This window comes from Ruegeria sp. HKCCD7255 (assembly GCF_013031565.1).
Classification (GTDB): domain Bacteria; phylum Pseudomonadota; class Alphaproteobacteria; order Rhodobacterales; family Rhodobacteraceae; genus Ruegeria.
Genome location: NZ_WQAG01000017.1, coordinates 14,981 through 38,557 on the forward strand (window position 1 = coordinate 14,981; position 23,577 = coordinate 38,557).

Consider the following 23,577-nt stretch of genomic DNA (forward strand, 5'->3'; position numbering starts at 1 on the left):
GCCAAATTTTTAGGCACATCAGCGATGTACCTGTCGACGGGCTTAGGCCAGTTCGACCTCGGCGCCAGCTGCTTCCAGCTTGCCTTTGATCTCTTCGGCTTCGGCTTTGTCGACGCCTTCTTTGATCTTGCCACCAGCTTCAACCAGCTCTTTGGCTTCTTTCAGGCCCAGGCCTGTGATGCCGCGAACTTCTTTGATGACGTTGATTTTCGAAGCGCCGGCGTTCTTCAGAACGACGTCGAATTCGGTTTTCTCTTCCTCAGCTGCGCCACCGGCGTCGCCACCAGCTGCAACCATTACGGCGCCACCAGCTGCGGGCTCGATGCCGTATTCGTCTTTGAGGATGGTTTTCAGTTCTTGTGCTTCCAGCAGGGTCAGACCCACGATGCTTTCTGCGAGTGCTTTCAGATCAGCCATTTTATCAGCTCTTTCCGTTTACAGTGTGTGTTCCAACGTCAGGGCGTTTGCCCCACGCAGATCATTCAGTGCCAACCGCTTACGCAGCTTCCGCCTTCTCTTCGATGGTGGAAAGGATGCTTGCGATGTTGCTTGCAGGTGCGCCAATTGCACCGGCGATGTTCGAAGCAGGCGCGCCGATGCAGCCCACGATCGAAGCAATAAGCTCTTCACGCGACGGCATTTTCGACACGGCTGTTACACCAGCCCGGTCCAGAGCGTTCTCACCCATTGCACCGCCAAGGATTTCGAACTTTTGGTTCTCCTTGGCATAGTCCTCGGCCACTTTGGCAGCTGCCACAGGGTCTTCGGAATAGGTCAGAACGGTCATACCCGTCAGCAGGTCAGCGATGCTCTCGCATGGCTTTCCGTCGAGGGCGATTTTGGCAAGCCTGTTCTTGGCAACACGCACAGACCCACCCGCTTCGCGTGCACGCGCGCGCAGGTCCTGCATCTCGGCAACTGTCAGACCGGCGTAGTGCGAAACCACTACGACGCCAGAGCTTTCGAAGATTTGGCCGAGTTCCTCGACCACTTTCTCTTTCTGGGCTCTATCCACAGTTCTCTCCAAGTTAGGGATGTCAGACATCCCGGCTCATATTTGCCGAAGGTAAACCCCGGCGTTCAGGTCCGTTGTTACGGGATTGGCCAAAATGCGCCCGAGGATCGAAGCCCTCAGAATTCTTTGGTCTTACCCGTCTCAGGCAGGAAATTAAGGGGTCCGAGGACACCACCCACCGTCTTGGACGAAACGAAAGAAAGCGCACGACGAATCGCACGCTTTATTCCGCAGGTCTACTTAGGGCAGATGCCAGTGGTTTCCAAGGGGTAAATCACTTCGAAACCTCAAAATACCAGGGGCTCACACCATTCCAGCTTTCCGGATGCGGCTCCTTGCAATCCAGCATACACGATTGTGCAAAATTGTCAGATGACTTCTTTTGCTTTTTGTCCGAGTCTTGCAGCGCAAATGCGCCGCCCATTTTGAGGACCAAGGAATGTGCCGAATTGCCGCCTATTCAGGGCCAAGCATACCGCTGGAAAACATCATCATCAAACCTCGTCACTCGCTTTTGGAACAAAGTCAGCACGCCAACGAGGCCAAGCTGGCTGTGAACGGTGACGGATTTGGCATGGCCTGGTACGCGGATCAGGACAGGCCCGGCCTGTACCGCGATGTCCTGCCGGCATGGTCCGACGGCAATCTGAACGATCTGTGCCGGATGATCAAGGCACCCTTGTTTCTGGCCCATGTCAGAGCTTCAACTTTCGGCGAAGTCTCACGCTCAAACTGCCATCCGTTTACCTTTGGAAAGTGGTCCTTTGTGCATAACGGCCAGATCGGCGAATTTGGTCGCCTGAGACGACAGTTGGAAACCACGTTGACCGATGAGCTATACGCCGCGCGGCGGGGATCCACGGACTCTGAATTGCTTTTTCTATTGCTGCTTTCCAATGGTTTGGAAATATCGGCCACCGAAGCAATACAAACAACATTGCAGCAAATCCTGACACTTGGACATGATCGAACAGAGCCGGACAGGATGGCAGTGGCCATATCTGATGGCTCAACCCTTTATGCGTTTCGCTATTCCACAGATCGGCGCAGCCCAAGTTTGTATTTCGGTGAAGGCTTGGACCATGGCGGCAAGGTGATTGCTTCTGAACCTCTGGACAAAGGAACCGGCACCTGGACACCGATTGCTGAAAGCAGCTTTTTCTCGCTATCGGAAAATGTGGCGCAACACGACACTTTGACCATTGAATAGAAAGAACGCCCAACCCACACGCCTGCGCCAAGGGCGAAACGCATCAAGCTTTGACATGCAGATGCGCAGCGGGGTCGGCGACGGGTATTTCGTACCGCAATGTGATTTTACCTGCGGGCAAACCAACCGCGACAACAAAATCCCACCAGGACCTTTGCGCATCATCCCAAGACGTGGCGGGGCTGTTCTGGGGGATGTTGACCCTAAGCTTGATCTGACCGCTATCCAAAGCCTCTGCCTGACCGCTCAACTTTAGGTCCGTCACCTTTTCATAGGACACGCCATCACTTTCTTCGACGCGCACGGTCTTCAGGTGCTCCAACCAGACCTCGACCCCTTCGGCACTCAGACCTTGCGCAATCTCCATCATCGCCGAAAACTGCGCCCCGATCCAAGCCGGGCGCGTTTCAGACGTCAGAGTGAAAAAGCGTTCCAAACGCCACACCTTCCAGGCAAGTAAGGTCTTGCGGGCCCAATAGACCGCTGCGGCAATGGGAACGATATTGAGCAATACCCAGTAGTTTCCCTCTGCCACCCCGGAACGCAGAGACACACTTCCAACCAGCGCGAACATCCCCAGGATCAGCATAAGCGCCACGCTTCCCCAGAACTCTGACCTGCTGCGAGACGTCATCTCGACCGACCGCCAACGCTTGTCGCGCATCCAGGGTTTGTTCGGAAATTCGGTCTTGGATGCGCTGCGAAATCGAAATTCGGTGCGGTCCATCAGGCAAAGAAAAAGGATCACCGCAAATATCGTAAGAAACAACACTGCGAATGGGATGACCCACCAAGAAAACTCCTGATAAGCGATGGCCGCGACCATGACGGCCATCATGCTGACCGAAACAATTCCGATGGCCCCATTTGTCGTGACTCGCATTGAACAGCCTCCGATGACCCAGGCTGAGGGCACTACCCCGCTCGCGCGCGACGCTAGGCTGACTTTGGGACAAAGATATGGCAAGTCTCGGAATAATCGGCTTTGAACAAGTCCATTGGGAGGGGGCATTTCTATATGGCGCTCAACTGGGCGGGGCAAATTTTAGCCTTGCAGATGTCTACTGGGTCAATTTCAGCACAGCACACTTGGGTGGGACCAACTTCGTTAACGCCGATATGCAGGGGGCAGACCTTTCAAATGCCTCATGTGTATGAACCAATTTCCGAGACGCCAATTTGGGACGAGATAACCTTGGTGGAAGATCAAAACTTCAAGGTGCCAACCTGACTGCGGCCAAACTGGACGGCACGCAGCTTGATGGCTCTGAATATGATGCGCGGACCCTGTTTCCAGCAGGTTTCGACCCGGTCTCGTTTGGGATGGTGAAACGGGAAGATTGACTAAAACAAAAAAATCCCGGGCGGTTCGCACCACCCGGAATCTAGCTTCACAGCGTGTCGCCTAGGCTTATTCGCCCGATGCAGCCGCTACGTCCAATGTCACGCCGGGGCCCATGGTCGAGCTCAGCGCGATTTTCTTCATGTAGGTGCCTTTGGCGCCCGAAGGCTTGGCTTTGGCAACGGCCGAGATGAAAGCACGGACGTTTTCGACGAGTTTGGCTTCGTCGAACGACGCTTTGCCAACACCGGCGTGCACAACGCCGCCTTTTTCCGCCTTGAACTGAACCTCACCGCCCTTGGCTGCTTCCACGGCCGCTTTCACGTCCATGGTCACGGTGCCGACTTTGGGGTTCGGCATCAGGTTGCGGGGGCCCAGAACTTTACCCAGACGACCGACGATAGGCATCATGTCCGGGGTGGCGATGCAGCGGTCGAATTCGATGGTGCCGCCCTGAATAGTTTCCATCAGGTCTTCTGCGCCAACGATATCTGCGCCCGCCTCTTTTGCTTCGTCAGCTTTGGGGCCGCGAGCAAAAACAGCAACGCGCATCGCTTTACCGGTGCCGTTCGGCAGGCCGACAACGCCACGTACCATCTGGTCTGCGTGACGGGTGTCGACGCCCAGGTTCAGAGCGATCTCGATGGTCTCGTCGAACTTCGAAGTGGCGTTGCCTTTGACCAGGGAAACAGCTTCTTCGACCGACAGGTTTTCCTTGCCGGCGACAGCTTCGCGCGCAGCGCGGGTACGTTTACCAAGTTTTGCCATCTTACTTCACCTCGATGCCCATAGAGCGGGCCGAGCCCAGGATGATCTGCATTGCGCCTTCGACGTCGTTGGCGTTCAGATCTTTCATTTTGGCTTCGGCGATTTCGCGAACCTGTTTGCTGGTCACGGTGGCCACAGTCTCACGACCGGGGTTTTCCGCGCCACGCGGACGGTTACGCTTGCCAACCGGCTTCAGACCAGCCGCTTTTTTCAGGTAATAAGACGCGGGCGGCGTCTTGATGTCCATGGTGAAGGACTTGTCTTGATAATAGGTGATCACGGTCGGGCACGGAGCGCCGGGCTCCATGTCTGCGGTCTTGGCGTTGAACGCCTTGCAGAATTCCATGATGTTGATGCCGCGCTGACCCAGCGCCGGACCAACTGGCGGCGACGGGTTCGCCTGACCTGCAGGAACCTGCAGCTTCATTGTACCAGCAAGCTTCTTAGCCATTTGGTTTTCCTTTCAACTCGGACGAAACGCGTTTCGCCCAGATTATGTTGCGTGGTCCGGCCCAGGATCGCGATCCCGGCAACCTCCCACAAGAGAATCTCGCCCGAAGACGATAGAGGGGGCGTTTACAGAGGATTGGTGAGGTTGGCAAGTCGCCTGCCCTTCGACATCCGAGCAGATCGAATCGAACTTCAGCGGATTCTTACCGGATGAAGGCAATGGGTCGCTTATGACATAACCGTGAAGTCCGCTAAGTGATTAATAAAGATAAGTTAACCCGCAGAAATTCTTGACCGCGAAGGAAACAGCCCATGCATCATCGAATTATGTATGCTTGTGTTATACTTCGGGAAAATTGGTATTTCAGTGGAGGTTAACTATGCTCATTCGTTTAATAACAACTCTAGGTGTCGCGCTATCGCTTGCCGTTACCGCGCCGCAGATCGCCCGGGCCGACGCCGGCGAAATTCTGGGAGGCGCGGTTGTTGGCGGGGTCATTGGCTATGCCATTGGCAAAGATCAGCAACGGAAAAAGCAGGCACAGACAACGCGGACCTATCGCTCTGGCATTCCTTCGACCACGCAGGGCGCGCAAACGCAAACCGCACTCAATTATTTTGGCTATAACGCCGGACGAGTCGATGGTCAGATCGGACGCGGAACCCGCGCCGCAATCGAACGCTATCAGGCGTCAATGGGCTATCCTATCAATGGCTACGACTTTCCGCCTTACCAATATGACCTCCTGCAGCAGGCCTACTATTGGGCGACAAGCGGTGGACAGGCGGCGACTCAACTTACCGGCCAACCGCTATTGCTGGAGTATCGCCGGCAGGTCCAAGCGGCCACTGCGCTGGCGGCCGCCCCGGTTGCACCGGCCCCAGTTGCTCCGGCACCCGTAACGCCTGTTGTTACAACGCCCCAACCCGAAGCGGCTCCGGCGGCTGAATCGACGGAAACAGCATCGAGCACCCTGCCCAGTCTGTTTTCGGGCGGAACCGCACGTCCGTCTCTAGCCAATAGCTGCAGCGCGGTCATGCTGCAAACATCGTCTAACGGTGGCTACACAACATTGGCCAATATGTCCGATCCTGATTTCGCGCTTAGTGAACAGTTCTGTCTGGCCCGCAGCTACGCCATGGCGGGTGGTGAGGACCTGATTCAGGACATTCAGGGACTGACGCCGGATCAGATCAGCGCCCAGTGCGCCGCGTTTGGCGAATCCCTCGCCCCGCAGGTCGCTGCGCTGTCCCTCAGCTCGAAGGCAGATGCCGAGGCGCAGATGCGTCAGTTCGCGCTGGACTCCGGCCTGAGCCCCGACAACCTGGCGGCAACCAGCAAAGTATGCCTGGCGATGGGCTACCGGCAGGACAATATGGACGCGGCGGTTGGCTCTGCTCTGATGCTGGCGGCCATCGGCGAGCCCGCTTACGGAGAGTTGGTAGGCCATCACCTGAGAGAAGGCTTTGGCGTACAAGAGCGGCGCGATTTGGCGGTGCAGTGGTATGATGCCAGCCTGGCGGCACTCGACACCGGCTCACAAGCGGTTTTCTTGCCGTCCCAGTCCGATCGGCCACAGCTCCTGCGCGCCGCGGTGACGCAGATCCAATAGCGCAGCGCACTGGTCTGCGTTGACGTCAGAACGGTCGAACCCCGACGCCGCGGTGCCTGATGCATCGCGGCGTTTCAATTCTAGTGAAAAGGCCTTGCTGTCCCGCTTCGTCAACTCAGTTCACGCAGCTTTCAACTGTCCGAACTTTTTGCAGCCGGTCTGATACCGCCGACTCTTCAATTGTCCCGACGCTGCTCATGAAAATGCTATGTTGCCACCATCACATGAACCGGATCCAATAGAGAACAAGGTCGACGCTCTGATCGAATGGATGGTTGACGGGGCCCGCCCGGCGGCGAATGCAGTCGAAATAATCGAGGGTATCTGCACCCGTCTTCTCGATGCCGGAGTGGCAATTGACCGGTTTGGCTTGTTCATTTGGACGTTGCACCCCAATCTGACAGGGCGCCGTTTCCTTTGGAAAGCAGGTGCGGGTGTCGACAGGTTTGACGCGCCGTCACAACTGTTTACCGAAGCAATCTACACTCAAAACCCCCTTCCTCATGTAATTGAGCGGCAACAATCCATCCGCCGTCATCTGGAAGACCCCAATTGCCCCGAGGATTACATCATAGTGGGCGAACTACGCGAACAAGGATTCACTGATTACCTGGCGCAGCCACTGATTTACATCAACGGCGATACCCATGTCTGCACTTGGTCCAGTGCTTCACCAGGTGGGTTTTCGGAACGGGATCTGGCGATCTTGAATCGAGTTCGCGGACCGCTTGCGCGATTGACCGAAACCTACATGCTGCGGCTCGACGCTACCTATCTGTTATCAACCTATGTAGGTCGCAACAGTGGAGCACAAATTCTCGACGGAAAGATTCATCGCGGGGATGGCAGCAATATCGAAGCCGTCATCCTGTTTGCAGACCTCAAAGGGTTTACCCGCCTTTCGAACTCAATATCCGGCGACGCGTTGGTCAAACTTCTGAATGACACTTTTGATTGCCTTGTTCCTTCGGTCATGGATCAAGGAGGAGAAATACTGAAATTCATGGGTGACGGTTTTTTCTCGATCTTCCCAACCCATGAGAGCCTTCCGCCAAGAACCCAAATCCTGGCAGCCATTAAGGCCGTAAATGAAGGATTGAGTTTACTGGATGAAGAGGACTTCGAGCATAAGCTGGGTGTTCGGACCGCAATCCATCACGGTCGTTTCCATTACGGGAATATCGGAGGTGGTCACCGTCTGGATTTCACAGCCATTGGTCCCGATGTCAATTTGACGGCCAGACTGGTTTCGGCTGCCACCGAGCTGGATTGCGATCACGTCCTGTCCGAAACCGCTGCCGCGTTTCTGCCGAAACTCTGCAAACCCGTCGGGGTCGTGCCACTCAAGGGGTTTGGTCAAGACCAAACTGTCTGGCAAATGCCCGCGCTCCAAACGCCATAGAGGCGCCGCTAAAGCAACTCTTGGAGCGGTTTGAAAACCAATCAGCTCTGCTTGGTCACTTGCGTAAAGTCCAACTCGACCGGTGTCTCCCGACCGAAGATCGAAACCGACACTTTCAGCTTCTGCGCCTCGTCGTCGACGCCTTCGACCATGCCGTCGAAATCCTCAAACGGGCCGTCGTTGACCTTGACCTTCTCGCCCACCTCGAAGGTGATCATCAACTTGGGCGCTTCTTCACCTTCCTGAACGCGGTTGAGGATCTGGTTCACCTCGGCGTCGCGCATCGGCATCGGGCGGCCCTGCGGGCCCAGGAAACCGGTTACGCGGTTGATCGAGTTGATCAAGTGATAACCCTGATCGGACATTTCCATATGCACCAGCACGTAGCCGGGCATAAAGCGGCGTTCAGTGGTGACCTTCTTGCCCCGGCGCACTTCGATCACCTCTTCGGTGGGCACCAGAACTTCGTCAATGTCATCTTCAAGGCCCTGCTCGGCCACCGACGTGCGGATCTGCTCTGCGATCTTCTTTTCGAAATTCGAAAGAACGCTGACCGAGTACCACCGTTTCGCCATGAACCTGTCGTCCTTGTTTCTCGTCGGGGTGGCTGTGGGCACCCCTCGTTAATTCCTATTGCGTCACCCGGAATAAAAAGCGGCGCGCAACCTGATTCGCCGCACGCCCATTCCGAATAATCATGTCACCTACTCTGACATCGTGTTCTGTGCAAGGGGGCAGTGGCGTTTGCGCCTGCCCCGCCCGGCTTAACTGAACGCGCCCAGCACCAGTTGCAAGCCACCGCGAATGCCCAGATCAACCAACGCAAAGAACACAGCGGTCAGCGCGGCCATGATGAACACCATCACCGTGGTCAACAGCACCTCGCGACGGGTCGGCCAAACGACTTTCGAGACTTCGGCACGGACTTGCTGGATGAACTGGATCGGGTTTGTGGTGGCCATGAGGCTTACATCTCTCTGCTAGCGGGTGTTTGGGACATAAACGGGCATTGCGGCAATTTCAAGGGCGCTTGGACTTGTCGGTCAAGGCTTGGGTTTGTCGTCCCATTCGTCACTCAGGATACGCTGTGCGTCGCCGTCGGGGTCATCATATTGGTTCGACCGAACCGTATAAATGAACGCAACCAAACCAACACCACCCAAGAGCAGAGAAATCGGGATGAGATAGGCCAGAACTTCCATGAACTTACCTTAACCGCAATGCGTTCAGCGATACAGTGATGGATGAAGTCGACATGGCCAAGGCGGCGATAAGCGGCGTTGCCAGCCCGGCCACGGCCAAAGGCACGGCGATCACGTTATAGACCGTGGCGATACGGAAATTCTCACGAATTCGTTTTGTGGCTTTCACAGCAGTGTCACAGGCCTCGGCGATGGGCGAGAGGTCATTGCCCAACAGGACGATGTCCGAGGCCACCCGGGCCGCGTCCAGAGCCGAAGCAGGAGAGATCGACACATGCGCAGCCGTCAGCGCCGCCGTGTCGTTCAAGCCGTCACCAACCATCAGAACCTTGCGCCCCTGCGCACCAAGCGCCTGCACCCGGGCGGCCTTGTCTTGCGGCAGGGCCTGAGCGGTCCAGTTTTCGATGCCCAGCTTTTCGGCCAAAGCACGGACGGCCCCCTCGGTATCACCGGAAATCAGGATCACCTCTTTGCCAGCGGCGCGGAATCCCGCAACCGCCTCTACCGCACCGGGGCGCAGGCTGTCAGTGAAAGTAAAACGCGTTGGCGCCTGTGATCCGATGGCCAACCAGGCTGCGGTCTGGTCGCCGTCAGCGCCACCCACCCATGCCGCGCGTCCCAACCGGACAGGTTGATCACGGTAGATGGCTTCAGTGCCGTATCCCGGCACTTCGGCCACATCCCGCAGAGAAGCCGGTTTAATCCCCGCCTCACGAGCCGCTTGCGCCAAAGCCACAGACAGTGGATGCGAAGAGGCCTCGGCCAAGGCCAGCGCGACCGCAAGATCCGCCCGCGTATGTTCACCCAGATTGGTCAACTCGGGTGTGCCCGATGTCAGGGTGCCGGTCTTGTCGAAAACAACCGTATCGACCTCGGCCAGACGTTCCAGCGCGGTGGCGTCTTTGATCAGCATCCCTGAGCGGAACAATCGCCCCGAGGCCGCCGTGGTCACCGCAGGCACTGCCAGCCCCAGCGCACAGGGGCAGGTGATGATCAACACTGCGGCCGCAATGTTCAGCGCGGTGCGTAGATCGCCTGAATAGAGATACCATCCCAGAAAGCTGAGCGCCGACAGGATGTGAACCCCCGGCGCGTAAAGCTTGGCCGCCTTGTCCGCCAAAGAGGTATAGCGCGACCGACCGGATTCAGCGATGGCAACCAGATCGGCCATCCGGTGCAGCGAGGTATCTTCGCCCACAGCCGTTGCCCGAATGGTCAACGGTCCGGTCAGATTGACCTCGCCGGCGCTGACGGCCAACCCTTGCTGGGCAAAAACGGGCAGTGTTTCACCGGTCAGCAACGATCGGTCAAGCTCGGACTGGCCCGACACGATTTCGCCATCGACAGGCATCCGACCGCCGGGTCGCACAAGGATCAGATCACCTGCTTTCAGCTCGGATACCGCGACCTCTTTCTCGACACCATCCACGACGCGGATCGCGCGGGGCACTTCCAGCGCCGTCAGCTCCTCTGCGGCAGAACGGGCGACGGCGCGCGTGCGGTAGTCAAGATACCGCCCGGCCAGCAGAAAGAAGGTCAGGGTCAGGGCGGCGTCGAAATAGGCGTGTTCACCGCTGAGCGCGGTTTCCCAAAGCGACGTGACCAGGGCCAGAAGGATCGCCAGCACAATTGGGACGTCCATGTTCAAACGTCTGACACGCAGCGCGCTCCAGGCGTTGGCAAAGAAGGGCTGCGCCGAAAACGCAATCGCGGGCAAGGCGATGGCAGCCGAGATCCAGTGAAACATGTCGCGCGTTGCGTCGCTTGCGCCAGACCAGACCGACACCGACAACAGCATCACGTTCATCGAGGCAAACCCAGCCACCGCAAGCCGCATCAGCAGATCGCGGCCCGCTTTGTCGGATTGCGTGGCTGACAGCGCGCCGGGGTCCAGCTCATGCGCCTCATACCCGGCCTGTTCCAGAACCGGGATCAGATCTGCCGCACGGGTGTCCGGGACCGCTTTGATCATCGCACGCTTCAGGGTCAGGTTCACGCGCGCATCCTCGACCCCGGGATGGGCGTTCAACGCGCGCTCGACCGAGGCGATACAGGCCGAGCAATGAATGCCCGGCAAAGACAGCGCGATTTGCACGTCTTCGGGGATCGGGCGTGCAGCGTCCACAGGGGTGGCGACGCAACCGGGGCACACCGCCGTGCCAGTGGTCATCTGCGCGCCCAACGCCTTAGCCCTTCACATACAGCGGTACGCGCTGCGCAAATTCGGACCCGTTCAGATCCCTGGCCACCAGACGAATGTTCCAATTGCCAGCACCCAGCGCCGCAGGGGCAGCATAGGCGATACCGTCAAAACTGAACTCAGGCGTAAAATCATCGCGAACATGGGTCGCGCGCCCAACAACGGCTTGCAGTTCGGCCACTTTGACCGGTGCACCTGTCTGATCGGTGATGCGCAGCACCAGCAACCCACCGGTCAGCTCGGCACCAACCGTCCACCCTAGGGCCTGTTGTTCTTGCAGCCGTTCGTTGAACTCCTGACTGGCAACATATGAGTTCTTGACCTCAAGCCCAGGGAAGGTCTTGACCGCGTTATAGGCCAGCACAAGGTTCACTGTGATGATCACACCAAATGCGGCCACAAAGATCGCCAAGGCGTGTTTCCCTTTGAATTCGCGTTCCGCCATGATCAGTTCCCCCGACCGTTGAAGGTTGTGTCTTTATACGCGCGCGCACCGCTCTCCAGTTCCTCGACCCAGATACGCAGCGATGTCACATCAGCCGCAGCCGGACCAGTATCCTGAGCGGCTACGATGTAGACACGAGTCAGTTGAGCGGTATCTGCTGCAACCTCGACGGTATCACCTTCGATGCCTTCGATCTGCAATTGCAGCGACGGATCGCCTGCCAAAGTCAATCGGAACGGCCGCTCTTCACCGTGTTTGTTGCGCAGGCGCACGTCATAGGTGTTGCGGATCGAACCGTCAGACATCGTGACAAAGGTCGGGTTGCGCACCGGTGCCACCGTCAGATCGATCTCGGACCGGATGAAAAGCGCGAAGAGCAGTGCGAAACCCACCAAAGACCAAAGTGCTGTGTACATGATCGTACGCGGGCGCAGGATATGCTTCCAGACGCTTTTAGGAGGCTGGCCACCGCGTTCGCGCGCCTCATCGCTCAGCGCCATGTAGTCTATCAAGCCGCGCGGCTTTCCGATCTTGGCCATCACGTCGTCGCAGGCGTCAATGCAAAGCGCACAGGTGATACATTCAAGCTGCTGACCGTCCCGAATATCGATACCCACCGGGCAGACGTTCACACAGGCCATGCAATCGATGCAGTCGCCCAAATCGGTATCATTGGTCCGCTTGCCCTTGCCGCGCGGCTCACCCCGCCATTCGCGGTAGCCAACGACCAAAGTGTCTTCGTCCATCATCGCGGCCTGAATACGTGGCCAGGGGCAGGCATAGATACAAATCTGCTCGCGCGCGAAGCCACCGAAGAAAAACGTAGTCCCTGTCAGGATCAGCATGGTGGTATAGGCCACCGGATGCGCATTGCCGGTCACCAGATCGCGCGCCAAGGTTGGTGCATCGGCAAAGTAAAACACCCAGGCCCCGCCGGTAGCCAGACCAATCAGGAACCACACTGTCCATTTCGTCAGCCGCAACCGGATTTTGCGCGCATCCAGCTTTTTCTGGTGATGCAGCCTGAGCCTTGCGTTGCGGTCTCCTTCGATCCAGCGCTCCACCAGAATGTATAGATCTGTCCATACGGTTTGCGGGCAAGCATATCCGCACCAGACACGACCCAAGGCGGATGTGAACAGAAACAGGCCAAGCCCCGCCATGATCAGCAGACCGGCGACAAAATAGAACTCATGCGGCCAGATCTCGATCCAGAAGAAATAGAACCGGCGGTTGGCCAGATCCAGCAACACTGCCTGATCAGGAAGGCTTGGGCCGCGGTCCCATCTGATCCAAGGGGTGACGTAATAGATGCCCAACGTCACCGCCATGATGATCCATTTCAGATTGCGGAACGGGCCGGAGACGCGTCTGGGGAAAATGGGCTCCCTTGGGGCGTAGAGACTTGGGGCTGGATTGGAATCGCTCACAGACAGGCTCCGCAACTGGCATTTCTGAGTGTGCTTTCTTCCAGATCACAGGACCAGAGACTTTGACATGGGTCAAAACGCGCATCGTAAAGGCATCTTTTTGCTGCGGTGCTATTTAGCGGTGCGCACCTCACGCTTTAGCCAGTTGGTAAAGGTCTTTACGGTTGGTCTAAGGGGCGATTTTGGCGTCACAATATGGTATCCGCGTGTGTCGGGCTCGACAAAAAGCTCGATGATACGGCCCTCCCGAATGTCAGCCTCGATAAAGTGTCGCACCGTGACTGTGACACCCTGTCCCGATCTGAGGCCATCCAATAGCAGGTTACCCGGCAATTGCGTACGCCCGGCACCGCGTTTCGGGCCAACACCGCGCTCTGACAACCATTTGCTTGCCTCCGTGGTGCCGATTTCCTCGAGCCATGGTAGCTGAGCCAATTCGGCAGGCGACCAATCTTTTCTACCACCCAACAGCTTGGGCGCGGCGACAATCACCATCGGTGTTTGCAGTAACATCTCGCATTCAACACCGGGCCAGCCACCCGCGCCGTACCGAATGGCGACATCCACCCCGCCCGGGCGCAGTTCGACAACTTCATAGGTCGGATCAAGGATCAGGTTAACCTCTGGATGGGCCGCGCGAAAACCGGGCAGCCGTGGCATAAGCCACGATGCGGCAAAGGACGATGTCAGCGAGACATGAACGGGGCGGTCTTGGCCGGAACGGGCAAGGTCGCTTACAGCTGCAGCGATCGCACCAAAACCCAGTTGCAGGGCCCGCGCGAGGTGTTCGCCCTCACCCGTCAGGGTCAGCGCCTTGCCCGAGCGGTCCAGCAAGGCAACGCCAATATGCTTTTCGAGCGCGCGCAATTGTTGGCTTATGGCAGCGTGACTGACATTCAAGGCCACTCCCGCATCGACGACGTTGCGTTTCTCGGCAAAGGCCGCAAAGGCCCTGAGGGTCGCAAGAGGAGGCAGGTTCAGCCAATCCATATGTAATTCCAGCTTACATAATAGAATAGCAATTGAGTCGCATTTTAGATTTGAAACGTCAATCTGTCTTGCAGAGACGCTGCGGCACAGGAGAAACGCGATGCTGACTGTTTTTACCCGGTACTTTGTCACCGAAACCCAGATCAACGCACCCCACGTACGGGATGCACCAAGACCAAAGAGCCGAAAAACCCGGTGGCTGCCTGACCATCACTGGTGGAGAGAACATCCGCGCGCCAGGGATATGAACAACCTTTGAACCCGCCGGCACGACATTTCAAGATTTGGACAATGCCAAAACTCGTGCTGAAAAATCGACACCGGCCGTCCTGGAAACGCGCGAACAGAGGGAACAGCCGGTGTCGCAGCCTTCGGGCGGAAGACCGCCCGGAGGTATTCTCTAGCTCTTACTGACCACCACCAAGCTGATGCACATACGCAGTGACAGCGCGGATCTGTGCTTCGGTCAGGCGGGTGTCCCAGTTCGGCATCACGCCGAACCGGCTATAGACCACGGTTTCGGTCAGCTCTTCCTGGCTGCCACCGAACAACCAGATGGCGTCGGTCAGGTTTGGAGCGCCTTGCGTGATATCGCCTTTGCCGTCATCGCCGTGGCAAACTGAACAATTGTCCGCGAAAACCACCGCGCCCGCTTTCGCTGCGGCATCATCGGTTTGGGCATTGGTCAAGGACATCACGTATTGAACCACTTGCGTGATCTCGTCTTCCTCAAGGATCTCACCAAAGGCCGGCATCTGAGAATAGCGCGCGTCGTCGCTTTCCTCGTTCCGAATGCCATAGCTGACGGTGTAGTGGATGTCCTCCATGGTGCCACCCCAGAGCCAGGCATCATCCAGCAGGTTCGGAAAGCCCGGAGCCCCCTGCGCGCCAGAGCCGTGGCATTGCGCACACCAGGTTCGAAACACCGCACTGCCCGCGTTTACTGCATATTGCTGCAGCTCGGTATTCTGGGCGATGTCATCGAGCGGTGTTTCAACGAGTTGCGCGTTCAGGGGCGCGTTGGCCTCTTGGAACGCTACCAGTTCCTGCTGAACCTCACCGCGCGAAGACCAACCCATGACACCCGCAGTTGCCGACTGCACCAAGGGCCATGCCGGGTACATGATCGTATAGATCAATCCCCAGAAGATGGTGGCGTAGAAGGTCCATAGCCACCACCGAGGCATCGGGTTGTCGAACTCTTCGATCCCGTCCCAGCTGTGACCGGTTGTATTCGGATCACCCGGCTGTTTTTCAGGTGTCTTGCTCATGGCCGCGCCTCCTTGGATGTGGCGGGTTTGTCTTGCTGAGGTGCAGGTGCATCGTCGCCCCGAAGGGGCGCTGGTGCATCAACGTGGCGGAACGGGATGTTGGCCGTGTCCTTGTATTCCTTGCTGGCGCCCGGGCGGAAAACCCAGATCACGATGCCAACGAAGAACGTGAACAAGAGCAGCAACATCCAACTGTCCGCGAACTGTCTGAGGAGAGTGTAAAGTTCCATCTCTAGCCCCCTTAACGGTTCGGATCCGGGGTGAAGGTCGAGAAATCGACCAGCGTGCCCAGCATTTGCAGATATGCGATCAGCGCGTCCGCTTCGGTCAGGTCAGATTGGCCGTCGAAATTGCGCACATTGACCTTGTCACCATAGCGTTCAAGCAGCCCGTCAAAATCGCTGTCGGGATCAGCCTGCGCCCGGAAATCGGCCACCGCGTTCTCGATCATCTCTTCGGTATAGGGCGTACCCAGCACCGCGTTAGCCGCCATGATGTCGCCGATATACTCACCGTTGAGCTTGCGGTTCTCCAGGAAACCGTATTTCGGCATAACCGACTCGGGCACCACAGATTGCGCGTCGCGCAGGTGGCGCACATGCCACTCATCCGAGTAACGCCCCCCGACGCGGGCCAGATCAGGGCCGGTACGCTTGGATCCCCACTGGAACGGGTGGTCATACATCGACTCCGCCGCCAGAGAGTAGTGGCCATATCGTTCAACCTCGTCCCGCATCGGGCGGATCATCTGGCTATGGCAGACATAGCAGCCTTCACGCAGGTAGATTTCACGCCCGGCCATTTCTAAGGGCGTATAAGGGCGCATCCCTTCGACCTTTTCGATGGTGTTCTCAAGATAGAACAGCGGGGTGATCTGCACGATGCCACCGATTGTCACGACCAGAAAGCTGAAGATCAGCAGGAGGGTCGCGTTGGTCTCGAGGATCTTGTGTTTGTCGAGAATTGCCATTGCTCCGGCCCTCCTTATTCAGCCGGGACCGCGACGGTCAGGCTGGCCTCTTTGGCCGGCGCTTTCCGCACAGTCATCCACAGGTTGTAGCACATGATCAGCGAGCCAGCGACGAACATCACGCCACCCAAAGCACGCACCACATACATCGGGAACTTGGCCGCCACGGTGTCGGCGAACGAGTTGACCAGGAAGCCATTGGCATCCACTTCGCGCCACATCAGGCCTTCCATGATACCGGTGACCCACATCGACGCGGCATAAAGCACGATGCCGATAGTGGCGAGCCAGAAGTGCCAGCTGACCATTTGCAGCGAGTAGAGCCGTTCGCGTTTCCACAAGACAGGCACCAGGAAGTACAGTGCACCAAAGGTGATCATACCGTTCCAGCCCAGCGCGCCCGAGTGTACGTGACCAATGGTCCAGTCGGTGTAGTGGCTGAGAGAGTTCACAGCGCGGATCGACATCATCGGACCTTCGAACGTGGACATACCGTAAAAGCCGACAGAGATAACCATCATGCGGATGATCGGATCGGTGCGCAGCTTGTCCCATGCACCCGAGAGGGTCATCAGACCGTTGATCATACCACCCCAGGACGGCATCCACAGTACGACCGAGAACACCATGCCCAGCGTCGAGGCCCAGTCAGGCAGCGCGGTATAGTGCAGGTGGTGCGGACCGGCCCAGATATACAGGAAGATCAGCGCCCAGAAATGGATGATCGAAAGCTTATAGCTAAAGACCGGACGCTCGGCCTGTTTCGGGATGAAGTAGTACATCATGCCCAGGAAACCCGCGGTCAGGAAGAAGCCCACAGCATTGTGACCGTACCACCACTGGATCATGGCGTCCTGAACACCTGACCAGACGATGACCGATTTCGAGCCCCAGATGCTGACCGGGATGGTCATATTGTTGACCAGGTGCAGCATGGCAACGGTGACGATAAAGGCGAGGTAGAACCAGTTGGCCACATAGATGTGTGGTTCTTTCCGCTTGATGATCGTGCCAAGGTAAACAGCCAGATAGGCGACCCAGACGATTGTCAGCCACAGATCGACATACCATTCAGGCTCGGCATATTCCTTGGACTGCGTACCACCCAGAATATATCCGGTCGCGGCCAGGACGATGAACAGCTGATAGCCCCAGAACACAAACCACGCCAGGTTTCCACCCCACAGCCGCGCCGCGCTGGTGCGCTGTACGACATAGAACGAAGTTGCGATCAAGGCATTGCCCCCAAACGCAAAAATCACCGCCGAGGTGTGCAAGGGCCGCAGGCGTCCAAAGTTCAGATATCCCTGCGCCCATTCAAAATTCAGCGCGGGAAAGGCCAGTTGGAACGCAATAAAGGTTCCTGCGAGAAACCCGACCACGCCCCAGAATGCGGTCGCGATCACGCCATAGCGGATCACGTCATCCATATATTCGCCCGAGCGGTCCGTCAGCAGAACAGGCTCGTCTGTGTTTCGAAGCGTCCAGATGAAAAGCCCACCGGCGATCAGCATCACCAGTATCGCATGCACCTGATACGCCAAATCGCGTGCATAATTGGTCCCGATAGCGGCGAACACCACGACCAGCCCAAGCACAATCAGCTTGATGTAATTTGACATATTGCGTCCCTTTGCCATGCCTCACGCGATTCTTTTTGCCGCGCGAAACCTGTTTGACTGGGGTTGGTAATGCCGCCAGGGGCCGCAACTTGCCTTGATCTGCATCAAGACGTTTCGCCGAATTCTGTGGTCATGTCCTTTTGAACAGGGTCCCCTGAAGGGGATTGGAACGCGTCGGTCACCAGAACAGCGAAAGATGAGAGCACAATGGCGTATAAATCACTGCTGACAGTCATGACGGATACCGTGCTGGCGCAGGGGGCTTTGGCCCAGATGGTCGCATTGGCAGATGCGACCGATGCCCATGCGGACGCGCTTTGCCTTGGTGTGGATCGCAGCCAGACCGGGTATTACTATGCGGGTGCAAACGCTTTGATCCTGCAAGAAACCTTGAGCCGTGCCAATGCCGAAGCGGATGAGGTTCTGGCCTTTGCCAAAGACTATCTGGGCAAATCCGGCATCCGTTGGGCCGCCGAAAGCGGAGTGGTCCAAATCGCAGATATTTCACGGCACGTTGCACGACGCGCCCGATTTTCAGACCTTGTCATCTTGCCAAGGCCCTATGGCGACGGGCGTGACGCCGAGGCGGAACCGATTGTCGAAGCGGCCATGTTCGAAGGGCATGCACCGGTGCTGCTGGTCCCCGATGACGCGACCCCTTTCGTGAAGCCCAAGACCGTTCTGATTGGTTGGAATGAAAGTCCCGAAGCCATGCGGGCCATCCGCCGCGCCCTGCCCTTTTTGCAGCAGGCCGAAATGGTGCGGATCGTGGTCATCGACCCGCCTCGCCATGGCCCCGATCGATCCGATCCCGGTGGAATGCTGTCTCAGATGCTGGCGCGGCATGGCGTGAGATGTGAGATCGATGTCCTCAGCAAAACCATGACGCGGGTATCTGACATCCTTAGCCGCCACGCCACGGATACCGAAGCCGATATGATCGTCATGGGTGCCTATGGGCATTCGCGTTTTCGCGAAGCCATCCTTGGCGGGGCCACCCGCAACATGCTGGAACAATCAACTGTTCCGGTCTTCCTGGCACATTAGCAAAGCGGAAAAGCTCGGACAGGCAAGCTGCCCCGTGTCGGCAGCTTGTCAGTATTCAGGCTTTGCGGATCAGCCCGATAACGAAAAGAAGGATCACCGCGCCTATTGTCGAAAAGATAATCGACGAGATCAGGCCGCCACCAACGCTAAAGCCCAATGCCGGAAATATCGTTCCCGCTAGAAATGCGCCGACAACACCGACAATGATGTTGCCGATCAGGCCAAAGCCACGGCCTTCCATGATCTTACCCGAAAGCCACCCGGCAATCGCACCGATAAAGATCATCGCCAAAAGGCTGCTGAATACCATCTCGTTTCCTTTCCGCGTCAGACCAGAAACCCGCCATCCGAGTCATCTCCGGCTTCATCCAGCAGACTTCTCATATCGGGAATGATAACGTGGCGCTTGCCTTCCAGCTGAATGACCTGATCCTTCTTCAGTGCTGAAATCTGACGGCTGACTGTTTCTAGCGTCAAACCCAGATAATCGGCCATCGCCTCTCGTGTCAGCGGCAGGTCGAAGGCGATCGGCCCCGATAGCCCCTTGCGGTTTACCGAGGCATCCCGGCGCGCGATGATCGACAGCAGGCTGGCGATCTTCTCGCGTGCCGTTTTCCGGCCCAGAACAAGCATCCATTCGCGGGCAGCGTCCAGCTCATCCAGCGTCATTTCCAACAGCCTCTGGGCGATATGAGGCGTTGTGGCAATCATCTCTTCGAACGGCGCCCTGCGGAAACAGCACATCACCAGATCGGTGGTTGCAACCACATCATAAGGTGCAGCCTCGCGCCCCGGGCGACCAACGAAATCGCTGGGCAGCAACAAACCCACCATCTGGGTGCGCCCGTCTTCCATCGTCTGGGTCAGCGATGCGATACCCGAAACAACCGAGCCCACAAAGCTCATCGGATCACCAGACCAGATTATGGTCTGACCAGCCTCAAAGCTTCGGTAATATTTAATGGCCTCAAGCTCTTCGAGCTCATCCTTTTCGCAATGCGCGCAAACGGCCCGATGTCGAATCGGGCAATCGTCGCAGCCGACATGCTCATATGAGGCTTTCAGTGTCATTCGCGTTTCCACTTGATCTCGGTCAAAGCAACTGAGCGTTCCTAGGTATAGCCCTAGTGGTATGACTTTGAAACCTCAATTGGCTCGGCTTGGACTTTTTGACGCGAAAGTACCGCGTTATACCAGCTATCCCACCGCCCCCCATTTCAGCGATGAAGTGGCGGCTGAATTGTTTGGCAACTGGATTTCCCAGATTACCTCAGGCAGTGCAATTTCGCTGTACATCCACGTGCCGTTCTGCCGCCGATTGTGCTGGTTCTGTGCCTGCCGAACCCAAGGCACGCAAACAGATCACCCCGTGATCGCCTATGTGGATATGCTCAAGGCCGAGCTGGATCTGTTGGCGGCACACCTGCCCCAAGACGTGACCCTGTCGCGCTTGCATTGGGGCGGCGGCACGCCCACCTTGCTGAGCCCCGAGCTGATGCGCGATCTGGCGGATCGGATCTTTGCCACCGTGCCAATGGGTGACGATGCCGAGTTTTCGGTAGAAATCGACCCCAATGAAATTGACGAAGAACGTCTCGATGCACTGGCGCTTTCGGGGATGAACCGGGCCTCGATCGGGGTACAGGATTTCGATGACGAAATCCAAAAGACCATCGGTCGTATTCAAGGCTATGACACCACGCGTAATGCCATCGACATGATCCGCGCGCGCGGGATTGCCAGCCTGAATGCCGATATCCTTTACGGTCTGCCGCATCAGACCCGCGCACGGATGACCGAAAGCGTGCAAAAGCTTTTGTCACTGTCACCAGACCGGGTTGCGCTTTATGGCTATGCACATGTGCCATGGATGGCAAAACGCCAGCAGATGATCCCTTCAGATGCTCTGCCGACGCCAGAAAAACGGTTGGACCTGTTCGAAACCGCGCGGCGGCTTTTCCTGTGGGACAATTATGCCGAGATCGGGATCGACCATTTCGCTACAAAAGATGACGGGCTGACCATTGCCCAGCGCGCAGGTCGTTTGAGGCGGAATTTCCAGGGCTATACCGACGACCTGTCTCCGGTTCTGATCGGTTTGGGTGCAAGTTCGATTTCCCAGTTCCCACAGGGCTATGCCCAGAACGCATCGGCCACTTCAGCCCATACCAAGGCGATCCGGGACGGACGGTTCTCGACAGCGCGCGGGCATGTTTTCAAAGGACAGGACGTGCTGCGGGCGCGGATGATCGAGGCGCTTATGTGCGATTTTCGGATCGATTCAGCGGAAATCCTTCGGGATTTCGATGTGGCCGCGGGCGCGTTGCACCAGATGTATGCCAATGCAAATGCGGCCTTTGACGGGCTTTTGCGTGTGGACGACACCGGGTTGTCCATCCCGCCCGAGGCACGCGCCCTGACCCGGATGATCGCGCGCAATTTCGACCAATACGACCTCAGCAAAGCCGGGCACAGTTCGGCAATCTGAGGCCGACCGCATCGGCAGGCCTTGACGCAGGGGCCCGGTTTTCTCCAAACTGACAGAACAGAGAGCTGCAGCGCTCTGTGCCCCGAGGCAGGCAAATCCGCAGTCAAGTTTCGCCGATGCGTTCTCGCTCGACAGCCCTTTTCGTGCAGTCATCTGCAACCTGAAAGAGGGACAACACTCATGCGCGTCTTTACCGTCCTCGGCCCCAGCCAATCGGGCAAATCCACCCTGGTCGAGGCCATCAGCCGCCTCGACGGGCGGCCCACCACCTTCGACCTGTCCGAAACCGTGCATTTGCACGGTTTTTCTTATTTAGACGAACCTTGGTGCGCCATCGACGTCAATGGGGGCGGCGATGCGCTGGCCTATGTCGGGCCGGCCATAGCGATCTCGGACGCGGCGGTTGTTGTCGCACCACCTGATCCTGACGCGGCTGTTTTGTGTGCCCCCTACCTGCGGTTGGTCGAAGAGGCGGGCATCCCATGTTTTCTGTTCATCAACCGCATGGACAACCCCAACGGCCGCATCCGCGACATCATCGCCGCCTTGCAGACCTACTGCACCCATCACATCACGCTGCGCCAGGTGCCCATCCGCGAGGGTGACACGATCATCGGCGCCGTCGATCTGATTTCGGAGCGGGCGTGGAAGTATCAGGAAGGTCAGCCGTCGGCGTTGATCGAGCTGCCGCAATCGGTTGAAGAACGCGAACAGGAGGCCCGCACCGAATTGCTGGAAACCCTGTCGGATTTCGATGACCACCTGTTGGAACAGTTGATCGAAGACAAGCAGCCCCCCAGCGCCGAGGTCTATGATCTGGCGGCTCAGGTTCTGCAAAACCATCAGCTGATCCCGGCCTGCCTTGGCGCGGCCAGCCATGGCAACGGCCTGACGCGCCTGATGAAAGCCCTGCGCCATGAAGCACCCGAATTCAACATCGCAGCAGACCGGGATGAGGCCGAGGACAACGCGCGCGCGATTGCCGGTTTCTCGGATGTCAAAAAACACATCGGAAAAATTACCGTTTTGCGCGGGTTGGGGGACGGCGTCAAAGCCCATGCGCCGCTTGGGGGCGAAACAGTCGGCACCCTGACAGCGCTGGACGGTAAAACCCAGATCGACACGCTGGAGGCCGGGCAGATCGGGTTGGCGGTAAAATCCGATCACCTCAACCCCGGCAATATCTACGACAGCACCCGGTCAACACCGTTGCCGGAGTGGGCCGAGTCGCACCCTGTGGCCTATCGTCAGGTCGTCTCGCCCGCGCATGAGCGGGACGATGTGCGCCTGTCAAACGCTCTGTCGCGGCTGGTGGAGATTGATCCGGGCCTGCATCTCGAGCATGACGACCTGAGCGGGCACGCAATCCTTGGTTCGCAAGGGCCTCAGCATATGCGTCGGGTTGCGGCCAAGCTGGCCGAAGATTTCGGGATCGAAATTCTGACAGAGCCTGCCGAGACCGCTTACCGCGAAACCATTCGCGCGCCGATTGAACATCGCCACCGGCATAGAAAGCAATCCGGCGGAGCTGGTCAGTTTGCCGATGTGGTGATCTCGGTCGCACCTTTGCCACGCGGGTCGGGATTTCAGTTCGAAGAGGTGGTAAAAGGCGGTGCTGTTCCCAAGAACTATATCCCTTCGGTCGAACACGGAGCGAAAGACGCCTTGGCCCAGGGCCCCGAAGGATTTCCGGTGGTGGACGTCAAGGTCACGCTCAGCGATGGCAAGCACCACAATGTCGACAGTTCCGACTATGCCTTCCGCACCGCTGGCAAGAACGCCGTACGCGAGGCCCTGCCTGCCGCCAAGCCTGTGGTTTTGCAGCCCATTCTGAACGCCGAGATCCATCTGCCGTCCAGCTTTGTGGGCGATCTGGTTCCGACCATCAGTTCTTTGCAAGGACAGGTACTGGGGTTCGAAGGCAATCCGAACGCTTCGGGCTGGGAAATCTTCAACGCACAGCTGCCTGCCGTGGCCGAGGACGAGTTGCATCGGACCCTGGCCAGCGCCACCCGCGGGACAGGTTGGGTCAAACTGCAATTCGACCATTACGAAGAGCTGCGTGGCCCGGTTCCGGCAGCGGCCAAAAGTAAAGAACTGGCCTGAGCCAAT

The 23,577-nt window shown here is 57.7% G+C and carries 26 protein-coding genes; 8 read left to right on the plus strand and 18 right to left on the minus strand.

The genetic code is table 11. From position 1 onward, the window contains the following. Nucleotides 1-42 precede the first annotated feature (42 nt). Both rplL and rplJ read right to left on the minus strand, forming a co-directional pair. Nucleotides 43-417, minus strand: coding sequence for a 50S ribosomal protein L7/L12 (rplL, locus tag GOX45_RS20635; protein WP_170385945.1), 375 nt, complete (start codon nucleotides 415-417; stop codon nucleotides 43-45). A 79-nt stretch (nucleotides 418-496) separates the two neighbouring features. Then, the gene (gene rplJ, locus GOX45_RS20640) at nucleotides 497-1,015 is read right to left on the minus strand and encodes a 50S ribosomal protein L10 (RefSeq protein WP_171103652.1); all 519 of its coding nucleotides are present in this window, start codon (nucleotides 1,013-1,015) and stop codon (nucleotides 497-499) included. A 439-nt stretch (nucleotides 1,016-1,454) separates the two neighbouring features. On the opposite strand from rplJ, the gene GOX45_RS20645 reads away from it, so the two are divergent. Next, a complete protein-coding gene (locus tag GOX45_RS20645; protein WP_171103654.1) occupies nucleotides 1,455-2,225 on the plus strand; it encodes a class II glutamine amidotransferase in 771 nt (256 codons plus the stop codon). Nucleotides 2,226-2,268: 43 nt separating this feature from the next. Here the strand turns inward: GOX45_RS20645 and GOX45_RS20650 are convergent, their stop codons facing one another. Continuing rightward, nucleotides 2,269-3,108 carry a hypothetical protein gene (locus GOX45_RS20650; RefSeq protein ID WP_171103656.1) on the minus strand — a complete coding sequence of 280 codons (840 nt, stop codon included), beginning with the start codon at nucleotides 3,106-3,108 and terminating at the stop codon, nucleotides 2,269-2,271. A 77-nt stretch (nucleotides 3,109-3,185) separates the two neighbouring features. Here GOX45_RS20650 and GOX45_RS22380 point away from each other — a divergent pair, with 77 nt between their 5' ends. Together GOX45_RS22380 and GOX45_RS20660 are read left to right on the plus strand one after the other, a co-directional pair. Beyond that, nucleotides 3,186-3,383: a pentapeptide repeat-containing protein gene (locus GOX45_RS22380; protein ID WP_171103658.1), complete on the plus strand. Its 198-nt coding sequence runs from the start codon at nucleotides 3,186-3,188 to the stop codon at nucleotides 3,381-3,383. Between the two features lie 21 nt (nucleotides 3,384-3,404). Beyond that, nucleotides 3,405-3,569, plus strand: coding sequence for a hypothetical protein (locus GOX45_RS20660; RefSeq protein ID WP_171103660.1), 165 nt, complete (start codon nucleotides 3,405-3,407; stop codon nucleotides 3,567-3,569). Between the two features lie 67 nt (nucleotides 3,570-3,636). Here GOX45_RS20660 and rplA read toward each other — a convergent pair whose 3' ends face one another. Together rplA and rplK are read right to left on the minus strand one after the other, a co-directional pair. Beyond that, nucleotides 3,637-4,335: a 50S ribosomal protein L1 gene (rplA, locus tag GOX45_RS20665; protein WP_170590383.1), complete on the minus strand. Its 699-nt coding sequence runs from the start codon at nucleotides 4,333-4,335 to the stop codon at nucleotides 3,637-3,639. A 1-nt stretch (nucleotide 4,336) separates the two neighbouring features. Continuing rightward, nucleotides 4,337-4,786: a 50S ribosomal protein L11 gene (rplK, locus tag GOX45_RS20670; RefSeq protein WP_010440985.1), complete on the minus strand. Its 450-nt coding sequence runs from the start codon at nucleotides 4,784-4,786 to the stop codon at nucleotides 4,337-4,339. 379 nt (nucleotides 4,787-5,165) lie between these two features. Here rplK and GOX45_RS20675 point away from each other — a divergent pair, with 379 nt between their 5' ends. Further along, complete coding sequence (locus GOX45_RS20675) at nucleotides 5,166-6,398, plus strand: peptidoglycan-binding domain-containing protein (RefSeq protein ID WP_171103661.1); 1,233 nt, start codon at nucleotides 5,166-5,168, stop codon at nucleotides 6,396-6,398. 208 nt (nucleotides 6,399-6,606) lie between these two features. Further along, nucleotides 6,607-7,800, plus strand: a complete 1,194-nt coding sequence (locus GOX45_RS20680) for an adenylate/guanylate cyclase domain-containing protein (RefSeq protein ID WP_171103663.1) — start codon at nucleotides 6,607-6,609, stop codon at nucleotides 7,798-7,800. Between the two features lie 41 nt (nucleotides 7,801-7,841). Here the strand turns inward: GOX45_RS20680 and nusG are convergent, their stop codons facing one another. The 11 genes from nusG to ccoN all read right to left on the minus strand — a co-directional run bounded on the left by nusG (nucleotide 7,842) and on the right by ccoN (nucleotide 17,930). Beyond that, entirely contained in the window at nucleotides 7,842-8,375 is a 534-nt protein-coding gene (gene nusG / locus GOX45_RS20685; protein ID WP_170533167.1) for a transcription termination/antitermination protein NusG, read from the minus strand. Nucleotides 8,376-8,564: 189 nt separating this feature from the next. Further along, nucleotides 8,565-8,762: a preprotein translocase subunit SecE gene (gene secE / locus GOX45_RS20690; RefSeq protein WP_170460241.1), complete on the minus strand. Its 198-nt coding sequence runs from the start codon at nucleotides 8,760-8,762 to the stop codon at nucleotides 8,565-8,567. Nucleotides 8,763-8,843: 81 nt separating this feature from the next. Beyond that, the gene (ccoS, locus tag GOX45_RS20695; RefSeq protein WP_171103665.1) at nucleotides 8,844-9,002 is read right to left on the minus strand and encodes a cbb3-type cytochrome oxidase assembly protein CcoS; all 159 of its coding nucleotides are present in this window, start codon (nucleotides 9,000-9,002) and stop codon (nucleotides 8,844-8,846) included. A gap of 4 nt (nucleotides 9,003-9,006) precedes the next feature. Beyond that, complete coding sequence (locus GOX45_RS20700; RefSeq protein ID WP_171103667.1) at nucleotides 9,007-11,172, minus strand: heavy metal translocating P-type ATPase; 2,166 nt, start codon at nucleotides 11,170-11,172, stop codon at nucleotides 9,007-9,009. Between the two features lie 16 nt (nucleotides 11,173-11,188). Beyond that, nucleotides 11,189-11,647 carry a FixH family protein gene (locus GOX45_RS20705; protein ID WP_171103669.1) on the minus strand — a complete coding sequence of 153 codons (459 nt, stop codon included), beginning with the start codon at nucleotides 11,645-11,647 and terminating at the stop codon, nucleotides 11,189-11,191. A gap of 2 nt (nucleotides 11,648-11,649) precedes the next feature. Then, on the minus strand, nucleotides 11,650-13,077 hold the full coding sequence (ccoG, locus tag GOX45_RS20710; protein WP_171103671.1) for a cytochrome c oxidase accessory protein CcoG: 1,428 nt from the start codon (nucleotides 13,075-13,077) through the stop codon (nucleotides 11,650-11,652). Nucleotides 13,078-13,188: 111 nt separating this feature from the next. Beyond that, nucleotides 13,189-14,067, minus strand: a complete 879-nt coding sequence (locus tag GOX45_RS20715) for a LysR family transcriptional regulator (RefSeq protein WP_171103673.1) — start codon at nucleotides 14,065-14,067, stop codon at nucleotides 13,189-13,191. A 407-nt stretch (nucleotides 14,068-14,474) separates the two neighbouring features. Then, nucleotides 14,475-15,338 carry a cytochrome-c oxidase, cbb3-type subunit III gene (gene ccoP / locus GOX45_RS20720; RefSeq protein WP_171103675.1) on the minus strand — a complete coding sequence of 288 codons (864 nt, stop codon included), beginning with the start codon at nucleotides 15,336-15,338 and terminating at the stop codon, nucleotides 14,475-14,477. Beyond that, nucleotides 15,335-15,568: a cbb3-type cytochrome c oxidase subunit 3 gene (locus GOX45_RS20725; RefSeq protein WP_171103677.1), complete on the minus strand. Its 234-nt coding sequence runs from the start codon at nucleotides 15,566-15,568 to the stop codon at nucleotides 15,335-15,337. Before GOX45_RS20725 ends, ccoP begins: the two co-directional genes overlap by 4 nt. Nucleotides 15,569-15,579: 11 nt before the next feature. Next, complete coding sequence (ccoO, locus tag GOX45_RS20730; RefSeq protein ID WP_171103679.1) at nucleotides 15,580-16,308, minus strand: cytochrome-c oxidase, cbb3-type subunit II; 729 nt, start codon at nucleotides 16,306-16,308, stop codon at nucleotides 15,580-15,582. A 14-nt stretch (nucleotides 16,309-16,322) separates the two neighbouring features. Then, complete coding sequence (ccoN, locus tag GOX45_RS20735; protein ID WP_171103681.1) at nucleotides 16,323-17,930, minus strand: cytochrome-c oxidase, cbb3-type subunit I; 1,608 nt, start codon at nucleotides 17,928-17,930, stop codon at nucleotides 16,323-16,325. A 207-nt stretch (nucleotides 17,931-18,137) separates the two neighbouring features. Between ccoN and GOX45_RS20740 the strand changes: the two genes are divergently transcribed. Then, on the plus strand, nucleotides 18,138-18,977 hold the full coding sequence (locus GOX45_RS20740; RefSeq protein WP_171103683.1) for a universal stress protein: 840 nt from the start codon (nucleotides 18,138-18,140) through the stop codon (nucleotides 18,975-18,977). A 55-nt stretch (nucleotides 18,978-19,032) separates the two neighbouring features. On the opposite strand, the gene GOX45_RS20745 is transcribed toward GOX45_RS20740, so the two are convergent. Both GOX45_RS20745 and fnrL read right to left on the minus strand, forming a co-directional pair. Continuing rightward, nucleotides 19,033-19,287 (minus strand): GlsB/YeaQ/YmgE family stress response membrane protein, encoded by a 255-nt coding sequence (locus GOX45_RS20745; protein ID WP_171103685.1) that lies wholly within the window; start codon nucleotides 19,285-19,287, stop codon nucleotides 19,033-19,035. 17 nt (nucleotides 19,288-19,304) lie between these two features. Continuing rightward, nucleotides 19,305-20,048: a transcriptional regulator FnrL gene (gene fnrL / locus GOX45_RS20750; protein ID WP_171103687.1), complete on the minus strand. Its 744-nt coding sequence runs from the start codon at nucleotides 20,046-20,048 to the stop codon at nucleotides 19,305-19,307. A gap of 61 nt (nucleotides 20,049-20,109) precedes the next feature. Here fnrL and hemN point away from each other — a divergent pair, with 61 nt between their 5' ends. Both hemN and GOX45_RS20760 read left to right on the plus strand, forming a co-directional pair. Then, on the plus strand, nucleotides 20,110-21,465 hold the full coding sequence (gene hemN, locus GOX45_RS20755) for an oxygen-independent coproporphyrinogen III oxidase (RefSeq protein WP_171103689.1): 1,356 nt from the start codon (nucleotides 20,110-20,112) through the stop codon (nucleotides 21,463-21,465). A 180-nt stretch (nucleotides 21,466-21,645) separates the two neighbouring features. Next, nucleotides 21,646-23,571, plus strand: a complete 1,926-nt coding sequence (locus GOX45_RS20760) for an elongation factor G (protein ID WP_171103691.1) — start codon at nucleotides 21,646-21,648, stop codon at nucleotides 23,569-23,571. Nucleotides 23,572-23,577: the final 6 nt, after the last annotated feature.